At 72.3% G+C, this 17,636-nt stretch carries 12 protein-coding genes; 11 read left to right on the top strand and 1 reads right to left on the bottom strand.

Annotated features, from left to right (window positions below; all coding sequences use genetic code 11):
* Positions 1-220: 220 nt before the first annotated feature.
* The 3 genes from ACFY0K_RS15865 to ACFY0K_RS15855 all read left to right on the top strand — a co-directional run bounded on the left by ACFY0K_RS15865 (position 221) and on the right by ACFY0K_RS15855 (position 7,134).
* Entirely contained in the window at positions 221-5,224 is a 5,004-nt protein-coding gene (locus ACFY0K_RS15865) for a ricin-type beta-trefoil lectin domain protein (protein ID WP_390640321.1), read from the top strand.
* Between the two features lie 2 nt (positions 5,225-5,226).
* Positions 5,227-5,904, top strand: a complete 678-nt coding sequence (locus tag ACFY0K_RS15860; RefSeq protein WP_390640320.1) for a hypothetical protein — start codon at positions 5,227-5,229, stop codon at positions 5,902-5,904.
* A 183-nt stretch (positions 5,905-6,087) separates the two neighbouring features.
* A complete protein-coding gene (locus tag ACFY0K_RS15855) occupies positions 6,088-7,134 on the top strand; it encodes a DMT family transporter (RefSeq protein WP_390640319.1) in 1,047 nt (348 codons plus the stop codon).
* On the opposite strand, the gene ACFY0K_RS15850 is transcribed toward ACFY0K_RS15855, so the two are convergent.
* A complete protein-coding gene (locus ACFY0K_RS15850) occupies positions 7,104-7,292 on the bottom strand; it encodes a hypothetical protein (protein WP_390640318.1) in 189 nt (62 codons plus the stop codon). The two genes, ACFY0K_RS15855 and ACFY0K_RS15850, sit on opposite strands and share 31 nt — an antisense overlap.
* Positions 7,293-7,398: 106 nt before the next feature.
* On the opposite strand from ACFY0K_RS15850, the gene ACFY0K_RS15845 reads away from it, so the two are divergent.
* From ACFY0K_RS15845 to ACFY0K_RS15810, 8 genes are read left to right on the top strand one after another with little or no spacing between them, the layout of a single operon-like run.
* Complete coding sequence (locus ACFY0K_RS15845) at positions 7,399-8,193, top strand: TIGR03084 family metal-binding protein (RefSeq protein WP_390640317.1); 795 nt, start codon at positions 7,399-7,401, stop codon at positions 8,191-8,193.
* The gene (locus tag ACFY0K_RS15840; RefSeq protein ID WP_390640316.1) at positions 8,190-9,899 is read left to right on the top strand and encodes an acyclic terpene utilization AtuA family protein; all 1,710 of its coding nucleotides are present in this window, start codon (positions 8,190-8,192) and stop codon (positions 9,897-9,899) included. The genes ACFY0K_RS15845 and ACFY0K_RS15840 overlap by 4 nt, the downstream gene beginning before the upstream one ends.
* Complete coding sequence (locus tag ACFY0K_RS15835) at positions 9,896-11,494, top strand: acyl-CoA carboxylase subunit beta (RefSeq protein ID WP_390640315.1); 1,599 nt, start codon at positions 9,896-9,898, stop codon at positions 11,492-11,494. The genes ACFY0K_RS15840 and ACFY0K_RS15835 overlap by 4 nt, the downstream gene beginning before the upstream one ends.
* An 8-nt stretch (positions 11,495-11,502) precedes the next feature.
* Positions 11,503-13,347 (top strand): acetyl/propionyl/methylcrotonyl-CoA carboxylase subunit alpha, encoded by a 1,845-nt coding sequence (locus tag ACFY0K_RS15830; RefSeq protein ID WP_390640314.1) that lies wholly within the window; start codon positions 11,503-11,505, stop codon positions 13,345-13,347.
* A gap of 55 nt (positions 13,348-13,402) precedes the next feature.
* A complete protein-coding gene (locus ACFY0K_RS15825) occupies positions 13,403-14,569 on the top strand; it encodes an acyl-CoA dehydrogenase family protein (protein WP_390640313.1) in 1,167 nt (388 codons plus the stop codon).
* 58 nt (positions 14,570-14,627) lie between these two features.
* Positions 14,628-16,223 carry a 4-coumarate--CoA ligase family protein gene (locus tag ACFY0K_RS15820; RefSeq protein WP_390640312.1) on the top strand — a complete coding sequence of 532 codons (1,596 nt, stop codon included), beginning with the start codon at positions 14,628-14,630 and terminating at the stop codon, positions 16,221-16,223.
* Entirely contained in the window at positions 16,220-17,002 is a 783-nt protein-coding gene (locus ACFY0K_RS15815; RefSeq protein ID WP_390640311.1) for an enoyl-CoA hydratase family protein, read from the top strand. The genes ACFY0K_RS15820 and ACFY0K_RS15815 overlap by 4 nt, the downstream gene beginning before the upstream one ends.
* Positions 16,990-17,604 (top strand): TetR/AcrR family transcriptional regulator, encoded by a 615-nt coding sequence (locus tag ACFY0K_RS15810; RefSeq protein WP_390640310.1) that lies wholly within the window; start codon positions 16,990-16,992, stop codon positions 17,602-17,604. The genes ACFY0K_RS15815 and ACFY0K_RS15810 overlap by 13 nt, the downstream gene beginning before the upstream one ends.
* Positions 17,605-17,636: the final 32 nt, after the last annotated feature.

Here is a 17,636-nt window from a genome sequence, read left to right as displayed (position 1 = left end):
CATCTTCCGGTCTCCCCTTGGCCTCCATTTCTTCACCCGAACTGCACCTCCTGTCGTGACCATGATCAGACCCCGGTTCGGGTTCGGCTGCGACAGAGCCCTCCTGGGGTGCCAAGTGGGCGACGGGGGGCTTGTTGCCGCAGGCGGGGGATTTCGTCGTGCCGTGACACCTGTCGGTCTCGCGCTCCGCGCCTGACCGGGTCTCTTGTCCGCCTCCGTCATGGAGAAGGGCACTTCCTTGCGATGCAGACGTCCCTACAGACCCTTTCACCGCTCTCCCGCGGCCGAGCCGGAGCCGTCTTCGGGCGCCTCGCCCGGTAACCGGCTCGCGCGGCGACGCCGCGTCAACGGCTCCGCCGTCCCGCTGCTCGTCATCACCGCGGTTCTCGGCGGACTACTGGGTGCCCGGCCGGCATCCACGGAGCCTGCCACCGTGAACGTGGCAGACAGCTACGACGGCTTCGACGCCGCGGCGGCCGAGCAACTGCGCCAGGACCAGTGCCTGATGGCGGACGCGCTGCGGATCGGCGGCACGTCCACCGTGCCGTTGGCGAAGAACGCGCTGAACCAGACCGCCGACCAGCTGCACACCGCCGCCGACCGCGAGTACTGGGACGACACACCGCTGTCGACCGCGTTCCAGCAGGACCGGGACGCCATCGACGCGGCGAGCGGCGTGCTGCCCACCAGGCTCGCGGCCTGGCAGACACCGCTCAAGGGCCTGCCCGTCCCCGCCGGCTTCGCCACCGACGCCGAGTTCCACTGGCCGCCGGGCGTCTCCTCCACGGGCGACGACTTCTTCGACCAGGTGGGCTACCGGAAGTGGCTCGGCGAGCAGTGGTGGAAGACCGAGGGCGACCTCTACAAGGACCCCACCGCGCAGGCCGACGACGCCACCGTCCAGGCCGTGAAGGACCTGGGCACGCCGCTGTACGGGACCGTCGACCCGTCGCTGCCCACGCAGCAGTGGCAGCAGGCCTATGCCGAGCACCAGGCGTTCGACCAGCTGGTCAGCGGCTCCGGCGGGACCGGTGCCGACGACGCCCGGATTTTCCTGTCCTCCGGCGGTTTCCCGCGTACCGCCGCCGAACCGGGCAGCCTGGAGTTCCGGATCGCCGTCGAGGACCTGAAGGCCCGGTTCGCGGCCTGCGCCTGGCGCAACCCGATCGACCCGAACAAGGTCCTGGGGCAGGAGGTCGCCACCGCCTCGGCGGAGTGGCAGCAGGAACTGGCCGCCCAGGCCGCCCAGCGCAACCAGATCCTGGACGCGAACACCGCCGCCACCAAGGCACTCACCACGACCGCGCAGGCGCTCGGTGAGGTGCTCGGCCAGTCCTGGATCGCCGACCACCTGGCCCGCTGGCAGGACTACTGGTCCGCCGGGGGAGCCGGCTGGATCGGCGACAGCCCGATGGCCATCCACGTCCACGGGTCCTCCGACAAGTGCCTTGAGGTCGGCGGGAACTCGACCGCCAACGCCGCCGTCGTGCAGATCTACACCTGCAACGGCGGCGCGAACCAGCAGTGGCGGATCTCCGGCGACACACTGGTCAACGTCAACTCCGGCAAGTGCCTGGTGCCGAAGGCCTCCGCGAGCGCGGACGGCACGGCGCTGGTGCAGGGCTCCTGCACCGTCACCGGCACCAGTGCCAACCGGTGGAAGTACAACCCGCACGCCACCACGCCGCTCACGAACCTGGCCAACGGCAAGTGCCTGAACCTGCCGTCCTACACCAACAGCCAGGACACCACCCTGGCGACCTGCACCGGCGGCACCCCCCAGAAGCTGGACATCGTCCCCGCAGGGCACAACGGCACCGACGACCTCGGCTACCCGACCTCGGCCCAGTTCCTCCAGGCCACCAAGGGCATCGCAGCCGCCCAGTCCGCCGCGCAGACCCAGCTGACGCTGATCCAGAAGCAGGCGCAGACCGCCACCTCCGCCGTCACCGGCACCGACACCTCTCTCAACGCCGCCTACACGATCGCCGACCAGGCGGGCGCGCCCCGTGGCCGGGGTCTGCTGGTCGGTCTGCAGAAGGCGCAGGTGACCAAGGCGTCGTCGGCCGCGGTTAACGCGATGCAGGCCGCCGCTCAGACCGCGCTCTCGGCGACCAAGGCGTCCGCGGCGGACAGCGCGGCCATCGCCGCCCGCGCCGTGACCCAGGGTGCGGCCTCCACGGCGGCGTTCCGCAACGCGGCCGCCGAGGCGGCGAAGGAGCAGGCGAAGGCCGCCGCCGACGCCGCCGCGGTCCAGGCCGGCAACGCCAAAGCCGCCCGGGACACCGCCAAGGCCAAGCTGGCCGTGGTCACGCAGGCGGAGGCGGACGCGAAGGCCGCCGCGGCCACCGCGCACGCCCGCCGACTGGACGCGGAGGCCGAGGAGGCCACCGCCAAGGCGGAGAAGGAGACCGCCGCCCAGAAGCAGTCGGAGGCCGCCGAGCACAAGACCAGCGCCCAGCAGTACGCGAGCCAGGCGGAGGATGCCAAGGACAAGGCCCAGGCGGCCGACGCCACCGCCACCCAGAAGCGGCAGGCCGCCGAGACCGCCTCGGACCACGCGAAGGACCTGAGCGACAAGGCCTGGGACGCCAAGCAGAAGGCGGACGCCGCCCGCGCGAAGTCGTATGCCAAGGAGTCCTTCGCCGAGGCACACGAGTCCGACGACCAGGCCCAGTCGTCCCGGCAGGCCGCGGACGCCGCGGCCGACGCGGCCGACGACGCGGAGAGCGCCGCCGACTCGGCCCGTTCGGAGGCGGATGCGGCCTCCCAGGCCGCGGCCGACGCCGACGCGGCCGCCACCCGCGCGGAGGCCGCGGCCAAGCGGGCCCACGCCGACGCCGACGCCGCCCGGTCCGCCAAGGAGGACGCGGACGCCGCCGTCGCCACCGCGACCAGCGGCGCCGCCGACGCCATCGCCGCGTCCAGGACAGCCGCCACCGCTGCGAGCGCCGCGGTGAAACTCGCCGACGAGGCAGAGGCGCACGCCGCCGACGCCAAGTCCCAGGCAGACGCGGCCAACACGGCCGCCAAGACCGCGATCGCCGGCGCCAACGTCGCCTCCGGGCACGCCTACGCCGCCTCCCAGGCCGCCGTCGACGCCGGCAACGCCGCCCGCCAGGTGGCTGCTCCCGCCAATGACGCCGTCCAGCTGGGCGCCCCGTACGTCACCACCGACTCCGCCGCCGGCCTCGCCGTACTGACCGGGCAGTCCAGCAAGACGATCGCCGAGCAGCAGCAGGCCGTCGCCGAGGCCCACGCCCAGAACGCCCAGGCGGCTGCCGCCCAGGCCACGAGCACCGCCAACGCGGCCACCGGCGACGCCAAGGCCGCGTACACCCTGGCCGCCGAAGCCGCCGGTTACGCAGCCGACGCCCGCGCCTCCGCGAAGCAGGCCCTGGACTACTCCGCCGAAGCCGCCGGATACGCCTCCCAGGCCGCCCAGTCCCTGGCCCGCACCGTCGCCTACGACAACCAGGCCACCGCCGACGCCAAAGCCGCCGACGACGCGGCCGGCCGCGCCGACGGCTACGCCACGCAGGCCCGCGACTCCGCCGACGCCGCCGCCCGCGACGCCGACGCCGCCCGCACCGCGGCCGGCCAGGCGGAACAGGCCGCCGCGGACGCCCGGGCCGCCGCCAAGGACGCCGACGCCCAGGCCACCGCCGCCGAGGAAGCGGCCAAGGACGCCCAGAAGTACGCCGAATCCGCCCAGCAGGCGGCCACGGAGGCAGCCAATGCCCAGGCCAACCAGCAGGTCGGCTCCGGCGCCGGAACGGGCATCGGCGGCACCTTCTACGTCATCGACAAGAACACCCTCAACGTCACGGACGTGAAGCAGGACAAGCCCTGTGAGATCCCGCCGGGCTTCGGCACCAGCTGCACGGTGACCTTCACCTACACGTTCGACGTCTCGGTCGACTTCTACCTCTGCGTCAACCCCGACGTACCCGCGACCGCGGCCGGCTGCCCCGACGAGGACACCCTGTTCCTCAAGACCGAGCAGCTCAAGGGCCTCACGAAGGACGACACCAAGACCTTCACCCAGCTCGACATCCTCAAGGGCCTGCTGAACACCTACCAGACCGTCGGCAAGGAGATCCTGGTCCAGGACTTCGTGGACTGCTGGCACGGCAGCGCCAGCGGCTGCGCCTGGGCCGCCTCCAACTTCGTCCCCGGCAAGACTCTCGAGAAGATCGCCGAGGGGTTCAGGGCCCTCGACGCGGCGATGGAGGCCGGCACCGGCATCCGAGACGCGCTCGACGCCCTGAAGACCATCGACGGCCTCGACCCCTCGACGCTGAAGCACATCGAGGACGCCGTCGACGAACTCGAAGATGTCATCTCGGTCTGCACCAAGGACAGTTTCACGGCGAGCACGGGCGTGCTGCTGGCCGACGGTACCGTCAAGAGCATCCGCGCGGTCCGCACCGGCGACCTCCTGCGCACCACGGATCCGGCCACCGGCCGGACCGTCACCGAACCGGTGATCTCCACCCACCGGCACGACACCTCCGCGCTCACGGACGTCACCGTCGGCGGCGCGCTGGTCACCAGCACGACGGGGCACCGCTTCTACGTCGACGGGCGTGGCTGGACGGCGGTGTCGGACCTGCGCGTCGGGGATCTGCTCCGGGCACCCGACGGTTCGCTCAGCCCCGTGACCGCCCTGCGCGAGCACGGCGTCCTGGCGCCCCGCGAGGTGTACGACCTCACCGTCCAAGGCACGCACACCTTCTACGTCCGTGCCGACGGATCCCGGTCCCGGGACGTCCTCGTCCACAACTGCACCGACATCATCGGAGATGAGGGGCTGGGCGGCGCACACACCATCACGGACCACGTCGACCCGTCGGACCAGCAGATGTTGGACAAGGCGAAAGACGAGCCGAACGGCGTCGCCACCCGGTGGACCGACAAGGCGACGGCTGCCGAAGCGGTGGACAAGGCCGTCACCGCCTGGACGAAGAAGAACGCCGTCCAGCTCAAGAACTGGCAGACCAGGCAGGCGCGTCTCATGAGGGAGGGAAGCCTGCTGGAGACGAAGACGTTCACCTGGGACGTCCGGGACATGGGCCCCTCGCTGGGCAAGGTCTGGGTACGTGGCGGTGATCTCGCGGGGAAGGCCGCCGGGACCAAGGTGGTCGTCACCCTCAAATACATTGGTAAGACCCCGCGCCATTACGAGAAGTGGGTCGTCTACACCGCCTATCCGAAGGGATGATCATGACGGCGGAGTTCGGACTCTCCTGGCTGTCCATGCAGTGCGACGGCCTGGAACAGACCTTGGCCCTGGCGGAGCTGGACTGCCTCGTGGAGAGTGGCCCCAGGCCGGCCCTGCTGATGATCGCTGCCCGTTCGGTGACCGACGTGCCCGCGCCGGGCCACACCCTGCTCGGGCGGGACGTACGACGGCTGCTGGAGTCGCCGCTCGACGACACCGTGCTGCGCACGGTGTGGGCCGAAGGCACGGACACCGCCTTCGATCCCCGGTGGGACGAGCAGAGCATGCGGGACTGGCTGGCCGGGATCGAAGCGGCGTGGCTGGATGCCGAACGGCTGGCGGACCCGGGCTTCGTCCCGCCTCCCCCGGCGCCGGCGCCTGATCCGGGTCTGCGCGCGGTGGTCCTTGAAGTCATCGACGGGGCGGCGCCCCGGCTGGCGGACGCGACGGAGAACCGCGCCTGGCCTCCCAAGGTCACGGGCCTGGTGCCCGCTCTGACCGAGGTGGTCGAGAGCGTTGACGCGGACCTGGGTTTCCGGCTCTTCCTGCGGGCTCTGAAGGCCTTGGCCCTACCCGTCGGCCCGCATGAGCACCAGGCGCTCCTGGCGGTCGGCGAACGGTTCGGCTACCCGGACCTGGTCGACGAGGGCTACCTCCACGTCGTCCCGGCCGTGCCCTAGGCGCGGCTCGCGGCAACGCACAGGGCCCCGGTACGGCAACCAGCTGTACCGGGGCCCCGCGCTTGATGTGGCTCGCATCTCAGCATCCAGGACAGTTCCATAAGGGGTTCACGCGCCTGTCGGAGTCCATTACCCTGGACTGAGAAGTGCACCGTAATGAACAGCCGACCTCCTGGACCGCCCGTGACCACCCCCAGCACCTCGCAGTCGGCGCCGACGTCCACGGCCGCCCCGGTGTCCGCGCCCGCCGCCTCCGGCCTCCCGGGCCGGCTCGGCTCGCTCGGTCCCGTCGGGCTGGTCCTCGCCGGCGGGATCTCCGTCCAGTTCGGCGGCGCCCTCGCGGTGACCCTGATGCCCAGGGCGGGCGCGCTCGGCGTGGTGACTCTGCGGCTCCTCGCGGCCGCCGTGATCCTGCTGGTGGTCTGCCGCCCACGGCTGCGCGGCCACTCCCGCACCGACTGGGGCACGGTGATCGTCTTCGGCATCACCATGGGCGCGATGAACGGTCTCTTCTACGAGGCCGTCGACCGCATCCCGCTGGGCCTCGCCGTCACCCTCGAAGTGCTCGGTCCGCTCGCCCTGTCGGTGCTGGCCTCCCGGCGCCTGATCAACGCCCTCTGGGCAGGACTCGCGCTGGGCGGCGTCTTCCTGCTCGGCGGCGGGGACTTCAGCGGCCTCGACCCCGTCGGTGTCGGCCTGGCCCTGGGGGCCGGCGCCATGTGGGCCACCTACATCATCTTCAGCGCCCGCACCGGCCGCCGTTTCCCACAGGCCGACGGTCTGGCCCTGGCCATGGCGGTCGCGGCCCTGCTGTTCCTCCCGCTGGGCATCGCCGGAGCCGGCAGCAGGCTCCTGGACCCGACCACCGTCGCCCTGGGCTCGTCGGTCGCGGTCCTCTCCTCGGTCCTGCCCTACACCCTCGAACTCCTCGCCCTGCGCCGCCTTCCGGCCCACACCTTCGCCGTCCTCATGAGCCTGGAACCGGCCATCGCCGCCACCGCCGGCTTCCTCGTCCTCGGCCAGGCCCTGTCGGCCCCCCAGGCGGCCGCCGTCGCCCTCGTCATCGCGGCGAGCGTCGGCGCGGTCCGCTCCCAGGTGGGACGCGGCCGACGGCAGGCGGTCGCCGCACAGCCGGGCTCGGTGGTCGCTGCGCAACCGGACTCGGCGGGCGGGGTCCGGCCGGAGCCGGCGGCCGCAGCTCAGCCGGAGGGGAACGGCGGCGCGTCCTGACAGCCGTTCGACGGCCGCCGGATCTTCTTCACGGTCTGGGCGTCCAGCGCGACCTGCGCCGACCTCGCGCCCGGCTTCCCGTTCGGATGCCAGTTCCCGGTGACGGACACCCAGGTGTTGGCGGCCGGGATGCTGTCGCCGTAGATCCGCACCCTCACGGACTGCGCGTCGGCCGCGCAGCAAGAGCTGTGCTCCCGGCCACGGCTCTCCCAAATTCATGCAAGCGTGCTTGATTGTTTTCGGTGCCGCTGCCATGCTCCCCCCATGTCCGATCCGACGCCCGTCATCGACGACCTGCGTGAGGAAAGTGCGGAACTCGACCGGCTGGTAGCCGGGTTGGGAGCCGACCAGTGGGCTCTCGCCACCCCCGCACCCCGCTGGACCGTCGCCCACCAGATCGCGCACCTCGCCTGGACCGACCACTCCTCGCTCCTGGCCGTGACCGACCAGGACGCCTTCTCCCGCGAGGTCGAGAAGGCGCTGGCCCAGCCCGGGGACTTCGTGGACAACGGGGCGGAGGAAGGCGCCGCCAAGCCCCCCGCCCGGTTGCTGGCGGACTGGCGGGCCGGCCGGGAGGCCCTGGACCAGGCACTGCGCGCGGCGCCCGCACGGGCGCGTTTCCCCTGGTACGGCCCCCCTATGTCGGTCGCCTCCATGGCCACCGCCCGCCTGATGGAGACCTGGGCGCACGGCCTCGACATCGCCGACGCGCTGGGCGTGACCCGCACCCCCACCGACCGGCTCCGGCACATTGCCCGGCTCGGCGTCCGCACCCGGGACTTCGCCTTCGGCGTGCACGGACAGCCCGTGCCCTTCGAGGAGTTCCGCGTCGAACTGACCGCCCCCTCCGGCGAGCTGTGGACGTACGGCCCCGAGGACGCCGACGACCGCGTCACCGGCCCCGCCCTCGACTTCTGCCTCCTGGTCACCCAGCGCGCCCACCGCGCCGACCTCGCCCTCGAAGCCGCCGGGCCGGACGCCGACCGCTGGCTGGACCTCGCCCAGGCCTTCGCGGGCCCGCCCGGCACCGGCCGCGCCCCTAAGGGCGGCACTCCGTGACCCTGCGCATAGGCAACGCCTCCGGCTTCTACGGCGACCGCTTCGACGCGCTGCGCGAGATGCTCACCGGCGGCGAACTCGACGTCCTCACCGGCGACTACCTCGCCGAGCTGACCATGCTCATCCTGGGCCGCGACCGCCTCAAGGACCCCGGCGCCGGATACGCCCGCACCTTCCTGAGCCAGCTGGAGGACTGCCTGGGCCTGGCCCGGGAGCGGGGCGTGCGGATCGTCACCAACGCCGGCGGCCTCAACCCGGCCGGACTCGCCGACGCCGTACGGCGGCTGGCCGACCGGCTCGGCATACCTGTGCGCGTCGCACATGTGGAGGGCGACGACCTCACCGCCGCCCACCCCGGCAGCCTCGCCGCCCACGCCTACCTCGGCGGCTTCGGGATCGCCGAGTGCCTGCGGGCCGGCGCCGACATCGTGGTCACCGGCCGGGTCACCGACGCGGCCCTGGTCACCGGCCCGGCCGCCGCCCACTTCGGCTGGCTGCCGGGGGAGTACGACCGGCTCGCGGGCGCCGTCGTCGCCGGGCACGTCCTGGAGTGCGGGACCCAGGCCACCGGCGGCAACTACGCGTTCTTCGCCGAGGCGGCGGCCGCGGGCCGGGACCTGCGCCGCCCCGGCTTCCCGCTCGCAGAACTCCACGAGGACGGCAGCTGCGTCATCACCAAGCACCCCGGCACCGGCGGCCTCGTCGACGTCGGCACGGTCACCGCCCAGTTGCTGTACGAGACCGCGGGAGCCCGGTACGCGGGCCCCGACGTCACCGCCCGGCTGGACAGCGTCCGGCTGAGCCAGGACGGCCCGGACCGGGTGCGGATCGAGGGTGTCAGGGGCGAGGCCCCGCCGCCCACCCTCAAGGTCGGCCGCAACCGGCTCGGCGGCTTCCGCAACGAGGTCGTCTTCGTGCTCACCGGACTCGACATCGAGGCGAAGGCCGCGCTGGTGCGCGAGCAGATGACCGACGCGCTCGCGCTCGCCAAGTCACCGCCCGCCGGGATCCGCTGGGAGCTGGTCCGCACCGACCGCCCCGACGCGGACACCGAGGAGACGGCCGGCGCGCTGCTCCGGCTCGTCGTACGGGACCGGGACCAGGAGACGGTCGGCCGGGCGCTGACCGGAGCCGCCGTGGAACTCGCGCTCGCCAGCTACCCCGGATTCCATGTGCTGGCCCCACCGGGAAAGGGCGCGCCCTATGGGGTCTTCGAGGATGTGTACGTCCCCCATGGCGAGGTGCCCCATGTGGCCGTCCTCCATGACGGGCGACGGATCCCGGTGCCGCCCGCCCAGGACACCCTCGTACTCCAGGACCCGCCCGAACCACCGCTGCCAGAGCCGCTGACCGAGCCGTACCCGGCCGGTGGTCCCACCCGGCGGGCGCCGCTCGGGCTCGTCGCCGGGGCCCGCAGCGGGGACAAGGGCGGAAACGCCAACGTCGGCGTCTGGGTGCGCTCGGACGAGGCGTGGCGCTGGCTCGCGCACACCCTGACCGTCGACACCTTCCGCCGCCTCCTGCCGGAGACCGCCGAGCTGCCGGTCACCCGGCACCTGCTCCCCAACCTCCGCGCCCTCAACTTCACCGTCGAGGGCATTCTCGGCGAGGGGGTGGCCGCCCAGCATCGTTTCGACCCCCAGGCCAAGGCCCTCGGCGAATGGCTCCGCTCCCGCCACCTGGACATCCCGGAGGCCCTGCTGTGACGGTCATCGAGACCACCCTCGACCCCCACACCCCCGACTACCGGGCGAACCGGGAGTCCATGCTCGCCAAGCTCGCGGACCTGGAGGCCGAGCACACCAAGGCCCTTGCGGGCGGCGGTCCGAAGTACGTCGAACGGCACCGGGGGCGCGGCAAGCTCCTGGCCCGCGAGCGCATCGAACTCCTCCTCGACCCCGACACCCCCTTCCTTGAGCTGTCCCCGCTGGCCGCCTGGGGCAGCGACTACGCCGTCGGCGCCTCGCTGGTCACCGGCATCGGGGTCGTCGAGGGCGTGGAGTGCCTGATCACCGCCAACGACCCGACCGTGCGCGGCGGCGCCAGCAACCCCTGGTCGCTGAAGAAGGCGCTGCGCGCCAACGACATCGCCCTCGCCAACCGGCTGCCCTGCATCAGCCTGGTCGAGTCCGGCGGCGCCGACCTGCCCTCCCAGAAGGAGATCTTCATCCCGGGCGGCGCCATCTTCCGCGACCTCACCCGCCTCTCGGCCGCCGGCATCCCCACCGTCGCCGTCGTCTTCGGCAACTCCACCGCCGGCGGCGCCTACATCCCCGGCATGTCCGACCACGTGATCATGGTGAAGGAGCGCGCGAAGGTCTTCCTGGGCGGACCGCCCCTGGTGAAGATGGCCACCGGCGAGGAGAGCGACGACGAGTCGCTGGGCGGCGCGGAGATGCACGCGCGTGTGTCGGGCCTCGCCGACTACTTCGCCGTCGACGAACCGGACGCGCTCCGCCAGGCCCGCCGCGTGGTGGCCCGCCTCAACCACCGCAAGGCACACCCGGATCCGGGTCCCGCGGAGCCCCCCAAGTACGCGGCCGAGGAACTCCTCGGCATCGTCCCCGGCGACCTCAAGATCCCCTTCGACCCGCGCGAGGTGATCGCCCGCCTCGTCGACGCCTCCGACTTCGACGAGTTCAAGCCGCTGTACGGCACCAGCCTCGCCACCGGCTGGGCGAGCCTGCACGGCTACCCGGTCGGCATCCTCGCCAACGCCCAGGGCGTGCTGTTCAGCCAGGAGTCCCAGAAGGCCGCCCAGTTCATCCAGCTCGCCAACCAGCGCGACATCCCCCTCCTCTTCCTCCACAACACCACCGGCTACATGGTCGGCAAGGAGTACGAGCAGGGCGGCATCATCAAGCACGGCGCCATGATGATCAACGCGGTCAGCAACAGCCGCGTCCCGCACCTCTCCGTCCTCATGGGCGCCTCCTACGGCGCCGGGCACTACGGCATGTGCGGGCGCGCCTACGACCCCCGCTTCCTGTTCGCCTGGCCCAGCGCCAAGTCCGCCGTCATGGGCCCGCAGCAGCTCGCCGGCGTCCTCTCGATCGTCGCCCGCCAGTCGGCCGCCGCGAAGGGCCAGCCCTACGACGACGACGGCGACGCGGCCCTGCGCGCCATGGTCGAGCAGCAGATCGAGTCCGAGTCGCTGCCCAAGTTCCTGTCCGGACGGCTCTACGACGACGGCGTCATCGACCCGCGCGACACCCGCACCGTCCTCGGCCTGTGCCTGTCCGCCATCCACACCGCCCCCTACGAAGGCGCACGCGGCGGCTTCGGCGTCTTCCGGATGTGAGGGACCACGTGATTTCCACCCTGCTCGTCGCCAACCGCGGCGAGATCGCCTGCCGGATCTTCCGCACCTGCGCCGACCTCGGCATCCGCACGGTCGCCGTGCACTCCGACGCCGACGAGAACGCGCTCCACGCGCGCGTGGCCGACACCGCCGTACGGCTGCCGGGCTCGACCCCGGCCGACACCTACCTGCGCGCCGACCTGGTGGTGAAGGCCGCAGTGAACGCCGGCGCGGACGCCGTGCACCCCGGATACGGCTTCCTCTCCGAGAACGCCGACTTCGCGCGCGCCGTCATCGACGCCGGCCTGGTCTGGATCGGCCCGCCCCCCGAGGCGATCGAGGCGATGGCGTCCAAGACCCGCGCCAAGGAGCTCATGGGCATCGCCCCGCTGGGCGAGGTCACCGAGTCCGACCTGCCGGTGCTGGTCAAGGCGGCCGCCGGCGGCGGCGGGCGCGGCATGCGCATCGTGCGCCGCCTCGACGAACTGGCCGCCGCTCTGGAGGGCGCACGTGCCGAGGCCACCAGTGCCTTCGGCGACGGCGAGGTCTTCGTCGAGCCCTACCTCGAGCGTGGCCGCCACGTCGAGGTGCAGATCCTCGCCGACACCCACGGCACGGTCTGGCCGCTCGGCACCCGCGACTGCTCACTCCAGCGCAGACACCAGAAGGTCATCGAGGAGGCACCGGCACCCGGCCTCCCCGAAGGCCTGGTGAAGGAGCTGCACGCACTGGCCGTACGCGCCGCCCGCTCCGTCGCCTACGTCGGCGCGGGCACCGTCGAGTTCCTCGTCGCCGACGGCCGCGCGCACTTCCTGGAGATGAACACCCGCCTCCAGGTCGAACACCCCGTCACCGAGGCCGTGTTCGGCCTCGACCTGGTCGCCGAGCAGATCCGCGTCGCGGAGGGCCACACCCTCCCCCTCGACCCGCCACCCGCGCGCGGCCACGCGATCGAGGCCCGCCTCTACGCCGAGGACCCCGCCCGCGACTGGGCCCCGCAGGCCGGCACCCTGCACCGCCTTGCCGTACCGGGCAGCGTTCGCCTGGACACCGGTTACACCGACGGCGACGAGATCGGCGTCCACTACGACGCCATGCTCGCGAAAGCCGTCGCCCACGCCCCGACCCGCGCGGAGGCCCTCCGCAAACTGGCCCACGCCCTCGAACAGGCCACCCTGCACGGCCCCACCACCAACCGCGACCTCCTCGTCCGCTCCCTGCGTCACGAGGAGTTCACGACGGCCCGCATGGACACCGGCTTCTACGACCGGCACCTCACCGAACTGACGGCGCCCACCGCCGACCCGCACGCCCCCCTCGCCGCCGCCCTGGCCGACGCCCACGGCCGCTCCCGCTTCGGCGGCTGGCGCAACCTGCCCGCCCAGCCCCAGGCCAAGCGCTACCTGATGGCAGGCGAGGAGCACGAGGCCCACTACCGGCACACCCGCGAGGGCCTCACGACGGACGGCGTACGCGTCGTGCACGCCGACGCGCGTCTCGTCGTACTCGACATCGACGGCGTACACCGCAAGTACGAGGTGTCGCGCTACGGCGACCAGGTCCACGTCAACAACACGACCCTCACCGCCCTGCCCCGCTTCCCCGATGCCAAGGCTCAGTTGGCACCGGGTTCACTGCTGGCCCCGATGCCGGGGACGGTCGTACGGATGGCGGAGGGCCTGGAGGTGGGCGCCGCCGTGGAGGCCGGCCGGCCCCTCCTCTGGCTGGAGGCGATGAAGATGCAGCACCAGATCACAGCGCCGGTGACGGGGACCCTCAGCGAGCTGCGGGTCGTAGTCGGCCAACAGGTAGAGCCCGGCTCCCTACTGGCAGTAGTACAAGCGCCCCTTTAGGGGCGCGGGGAACTGCGCGAGAAACCACGACGCACCCGCACTCGAAGGAGCCCCCATGCCCCCCCAAATCGAAACCGACGAACACAAGGCACTCCGCGCAGCGGTAGCCGCCCTCGGCGCGAAGTACGGCCGCGACTACATCACCCGGACCGTCGCCGAGGGTCGCCACCCCACCGAACTCTGGCAGGAAGCCGGAAAACTCGGCTACCTCGGCGTCAACCTCCCGGAGGAGCACGGCGGCGGAGGCGGCGGCATCGCCGAACTCTCCATCGTCCTGGAGGAACTCGGCGCGGCAGGCTCCCCGCTCCTCATGCTCGTGGTCTCACCCGCGATCTGCGGCACTGTGATCGCCCGCTTCGGCACCGAGGAACAGAAGCGGACCTGGCTGCCCGGCCTCTCCGACGGCACCCGCCTCATGGCCTTCGGCATCACCGAGCCCGACGCCGGCTCCAACTCCCACCGCATCACCACCACCGCCCGCCGCGACCCGGCGAGCGGCGACTGGCTGCTCACCGGCCGCAAGGTCTTCATCTCCGGCGTCGACATGGCCGACGCCGTCCTCATCGTCGGCCGCACCGAGGACGCCCGCACCGGCCGCCTCAAGCCCTGCCTGTTCATCGTCCCCACGGACGCCGAGGGCTTCCACAAGCGCCCCATCGACATGGAACTGAACGCCGCCGAGAAGCAGTTCGAGCTGACTCTGGACGACGTACGGCTGCCCGCCGCCGCGCTCGTCGGCGACGAGGACGCGGGCCTGCTGCAGCTGTTCGCCGGACTCAACCCCGAGCGGATCATGACCGCCGCGTTCGCGATCGGCATGGGCCGCTACGCGCTCTCCAGGGCGATCGAGTACGCGCGCGACCGTACCGTCTGGAAGGCCCCCATCGGCGCCCACCAGGCCATCGCCCACCCCCTCGCCCAGGCCCACATCGACCTCGAACTCGCCCGCCTGATGATGCAGAAGGCCGCCCACCTGTACGACGCGGGCGACGACACCGGCGCAGGCGAGGCCGCCAACATGGCCAAGTACGCGGCCGGCGAGGCCTGCGTCAGGGCCGTCGACCAGGCCGTGCACACCCTCGGCGGCAACGGCCTCACCCGGGAATTCGGGCTCGCCTCGTTGATAACGGCCGCGCGCGTGGCTCGTATTGCTCCGGTGAGCAGGGAGATGATTCTCAACTACGTCTCCCACCAGACCCTCGGCCTGCCCAAGTCGTACTGAGGTCGCACGCAGGCCGAACCGAGGCCGTGACGAGGCCCAAGGCCGCCTTGGAGGAACCGTGTTCCGCAGTGAGTACGCAGACGTTCCACCCGTAGAACTCCCCATCCACGAAGCCGTGCTGGGCCGCGCCGCCGAGTTCGGCGACGCACCCGCCCTGATCGACGGCACCGACGGCACCACCCTCACGTACACACAACTGGACCGGTTCCACCGCCGGATCGCGGCCGCACTCGCCGACGCCGGCGTCCGCAAGGGCGACGTCCTCGCCCTGCACAGCCCCAACACGGTCGCCTTCCCGACCGCGTTCTACGCGGCCACGCGCGCGGGTGCCTCCGTCACCACCGTGCACCCGCTCGCCACGCCCGAGGAGTTCGCCAAACAGCTCACGGACTCCGCCGCCCGCTGGATCGTCACCGTCTCACCGCTCCTCGCAGCCGCCCGCCGGGCCGCCGAACTCGCGGGCGGCATAGCGGAGATATTCGTCTGCGACAGCGCCCCCGGACACCGCTCGCTGATCGACATGCTGGCCAGTGAAGCCCCGGAGCCCGAGGTCGACATCGACCCCGCCGAGGACGTCGCCGCCCTGCCGTACTCCTCCGGCACCACCGGCGTCCCCAAGGGCGTGATGCTCACCCACCGGCAGATCGCCACCAACCTCGCCCAGCTCGAACCCGCCGTCCCGGCCGGCCCCGGCGACCGGATCCTCGCCGTCCTCCCCCTCTTCCACATCTACGGCCTCACCGCCCTCATGAACGCGCCGCTGCGCAAGGGCGCCACCGTCGTCGTCCTGCCCCGCTTCGACCTGGAGACCTTCCTCGCCGCGATCCAGAACCACCGCATCACCGGCCTGTACGTCGCCCCGCCGATCGTCCTCGCCCTCGCCAAGCACCCCGCGGTCGCCGCGTACGACCTGTCCTCCCTGAAGTACGTCATGAGCGCCGCCGCCCCCCTGGACGCCCGCCTCGCCGCCGCCTGCTCCGAGCGCCTCGGCCTGCCGCCGGTCGCCCAGGCCTACGGCATGACGGAACTCTCGCCCGGCACCCACGTCACCCCGCTCGACGCCCTGGACCAGGCACCGCCCGGCACCGTCGGCAAGCTCATCGCCGGCACCGAGATGCGGATCGTCTCCCTCGACGACCCGCACAAGGACATCGGCACCGGCGAACCCGGCGAGATCCTCATCCGCGGCCCCCAGGCCATGAAGGGCTACCTCGGCCGCCCCGACGCCACCGCCGACATGATCGACACCGACGGCTGGCTGCACACCGGCGACGTCGGCCACGTCGACGCCGACGGCTGGCTGTTCGTCGTCGACCGGGTCAAGGAACTCATCAAGTACAAGGGCTTCCAGGTCGCCCCCGCCGAACTGGAGGCCCTCCTGCTCACCCACCCGGGCATCGCCGACGCCGCCGTCGTCGGCGCCTACAACGAGGACGGCAACGAGATCCCGCACGCCTTCGTCGTCCGCCAGCCCACCGCCGGCGACCTCACCGAGAACGAGACCATGCTCTACGTCGCCGAACACGTCGCGCCCTACAAGCGCGTCCGCAAGGTCACCTTCATCGCCGGAGTGCCCCGCGCGGCCTCCGGGAAGATACTCCGCCGCGAACTGCGCGCCCTCGCGAAGACCGCGGAACCCGAGGAGCGACCATGACATCGCCCGGAACACGGCCCGGATCACCGGCCGGAACGCCGACCGGAACGTTGATCGGACAGACACACGCGCGGGCCGTCACCACTCTCAGCCTCGACGCCACCGCCACCCGCAACGCCCTGTCCGCCGCCCTCGTCGCCGAACTCGCCCAGGCCCTCACCGACAGCGCCAAGGACCCCGACGTCCGCGCCGTCGTCCTCACCCACACCGGCAACACCTTCAGCGCCGGCGCCGACCTGCGCGACCCGCCCGACCCGGACGCCCTCGTCGGGCTCCTGCGGCAGATCGTCGAACTGCCCAAACCCGTCGTCGCCCGCGTCACCGGCCACGTCCGCGCCGGCGGCCTCGGCCTCCTCGCCGCCTGCGACATCGCCGCCGCCTCCACCGACTCCACCTTCGCCTTCACCGAGGTGCGCATCGGCGTCGCCCCCGCGGTGATCTCCCTGCCCCTCCTGCCGCGCACCGACCCCCGCACCGTCGCCCGCTACTACCTCACCGGCGAACGCTTCGCCCCCGCCGAGGCCGTCCGCCTCGGCCTCCTCACCACCACCGCCGACGACGTCGACACCGCTCTCGAACCCATCCTCGACGGCCTCCGCCGCTCCGCCCCCCAGGCCCTGGCCGAGACGAAACAGCTGCTCACAGCTAGGGTGCTGGAGACATTCGACCGGGACGCGGCCACCCTCACCGCACTCTCGGCCCGGCTGTTCTCCTCCGACCAGGCCCGCGAGGGGATGACGGCCTTCCTCGAACGACGGGACGCAGCGTGGGTGGTGTGAACACGGGGGCGAGCACGGCGGAACGCGCGCCCAAGCAGGACCGCAGCCGGGCCACCCGGCAGCGGCTCCTGGAGGCCGCCGTGGCCTGCCTCGCCGAACACGGCTGGAGCGGCTCCACGGTCGCCGTCGTCGCCGAACGCGCCGGCGTCTCCCGGGGCGCCGCCCAGCACCACTTCCCGACCCGCGAGGACCTCTTCACGGCCGCCGTCGAATACGTCGCCGAGGAACGCTCCACGGCCCTGCGCGCCCTGTTCCCGCAGGGCGCGGCCGACGACCGCAGAGCAGTCGTCTCCGCCCTCGTCGACCTCTACACCGGCCCCCTCTTCCGCGCCGCCCTCCACCTCTGGGTCGCCGCCTCCAAGGAGGACCAGCTCCGCCCCCGGGTGACGGAACTGGAGGCCCGAGTCGGCCGCGAGACCCACCGCATCGCCGTCGACCTCCTGGGCGCGGACGAGTCCCACCCGGGTACCCGGGAGACGGTCCAGGGTCTCCTGGACATGGCGAGGGGCCTCGGCCTCGCCAACCTCCTCACGGACGACAGGGCGAGGCGGGAGCGGGTAGTCGAGCAGTGGGCGGCACTACTGGACGAGACGCTGGGCTGAAAAGCAGGGCCCGAAGGGCCCGCTTTCCAGGG

The organism is Streptomyces sp. NPDC001507, assembly GCF_042894765.1.
Classification (GTDB): domain Bacteria; phylum Actinomycetota; class Actinomycetes; order Streptomycetales; family Streptomycetaceae; genus Streptomyces.
This window is presented reverse-complemented; position numbering and strand designations above follow the sequence as displayed.

Excerpts from the sequence above, each read along its gene's own strand:
- ACFY0K_RS15865 (WP_390640321.1), top strand. The coding sequence starts at position 221 with ATGGAGAAGGGCACTTCCTTGCGATGCAGACGTCCCTACAGACCCTTT.
- ACFY0K_RS15860 (WP_390640320.1), top strand. The coding sequence starts at position 5,227 with ATGACGGCGGAGTTCGGACTCTCCTGGCTGTCCATGCAGTGCGACGGC.
- ACFY0K_RS15845 (WP_390640317.1), top strand. The coding sequence starts at position 7,399 with ATGTCCGATCCGACGCCCGTCATCGACGACCTGCGTGAGGAAAGTGCG.
- ACFY0K_RS15825 (WP_390640313.1), top strand. The coding sequence starts at position 13,403 with ATGCCCCCCCAAATCGAAACCGACGAACACAAGGCACTCCGCGCAGCG.
- ACFY0K_RS15815 (WP_390640311.1), top strand. The coding sequence starts at position 16,220 with ATGACATCGCCCGGAACACGGCCCGGATCACCGGCCGGAACGCCGACC.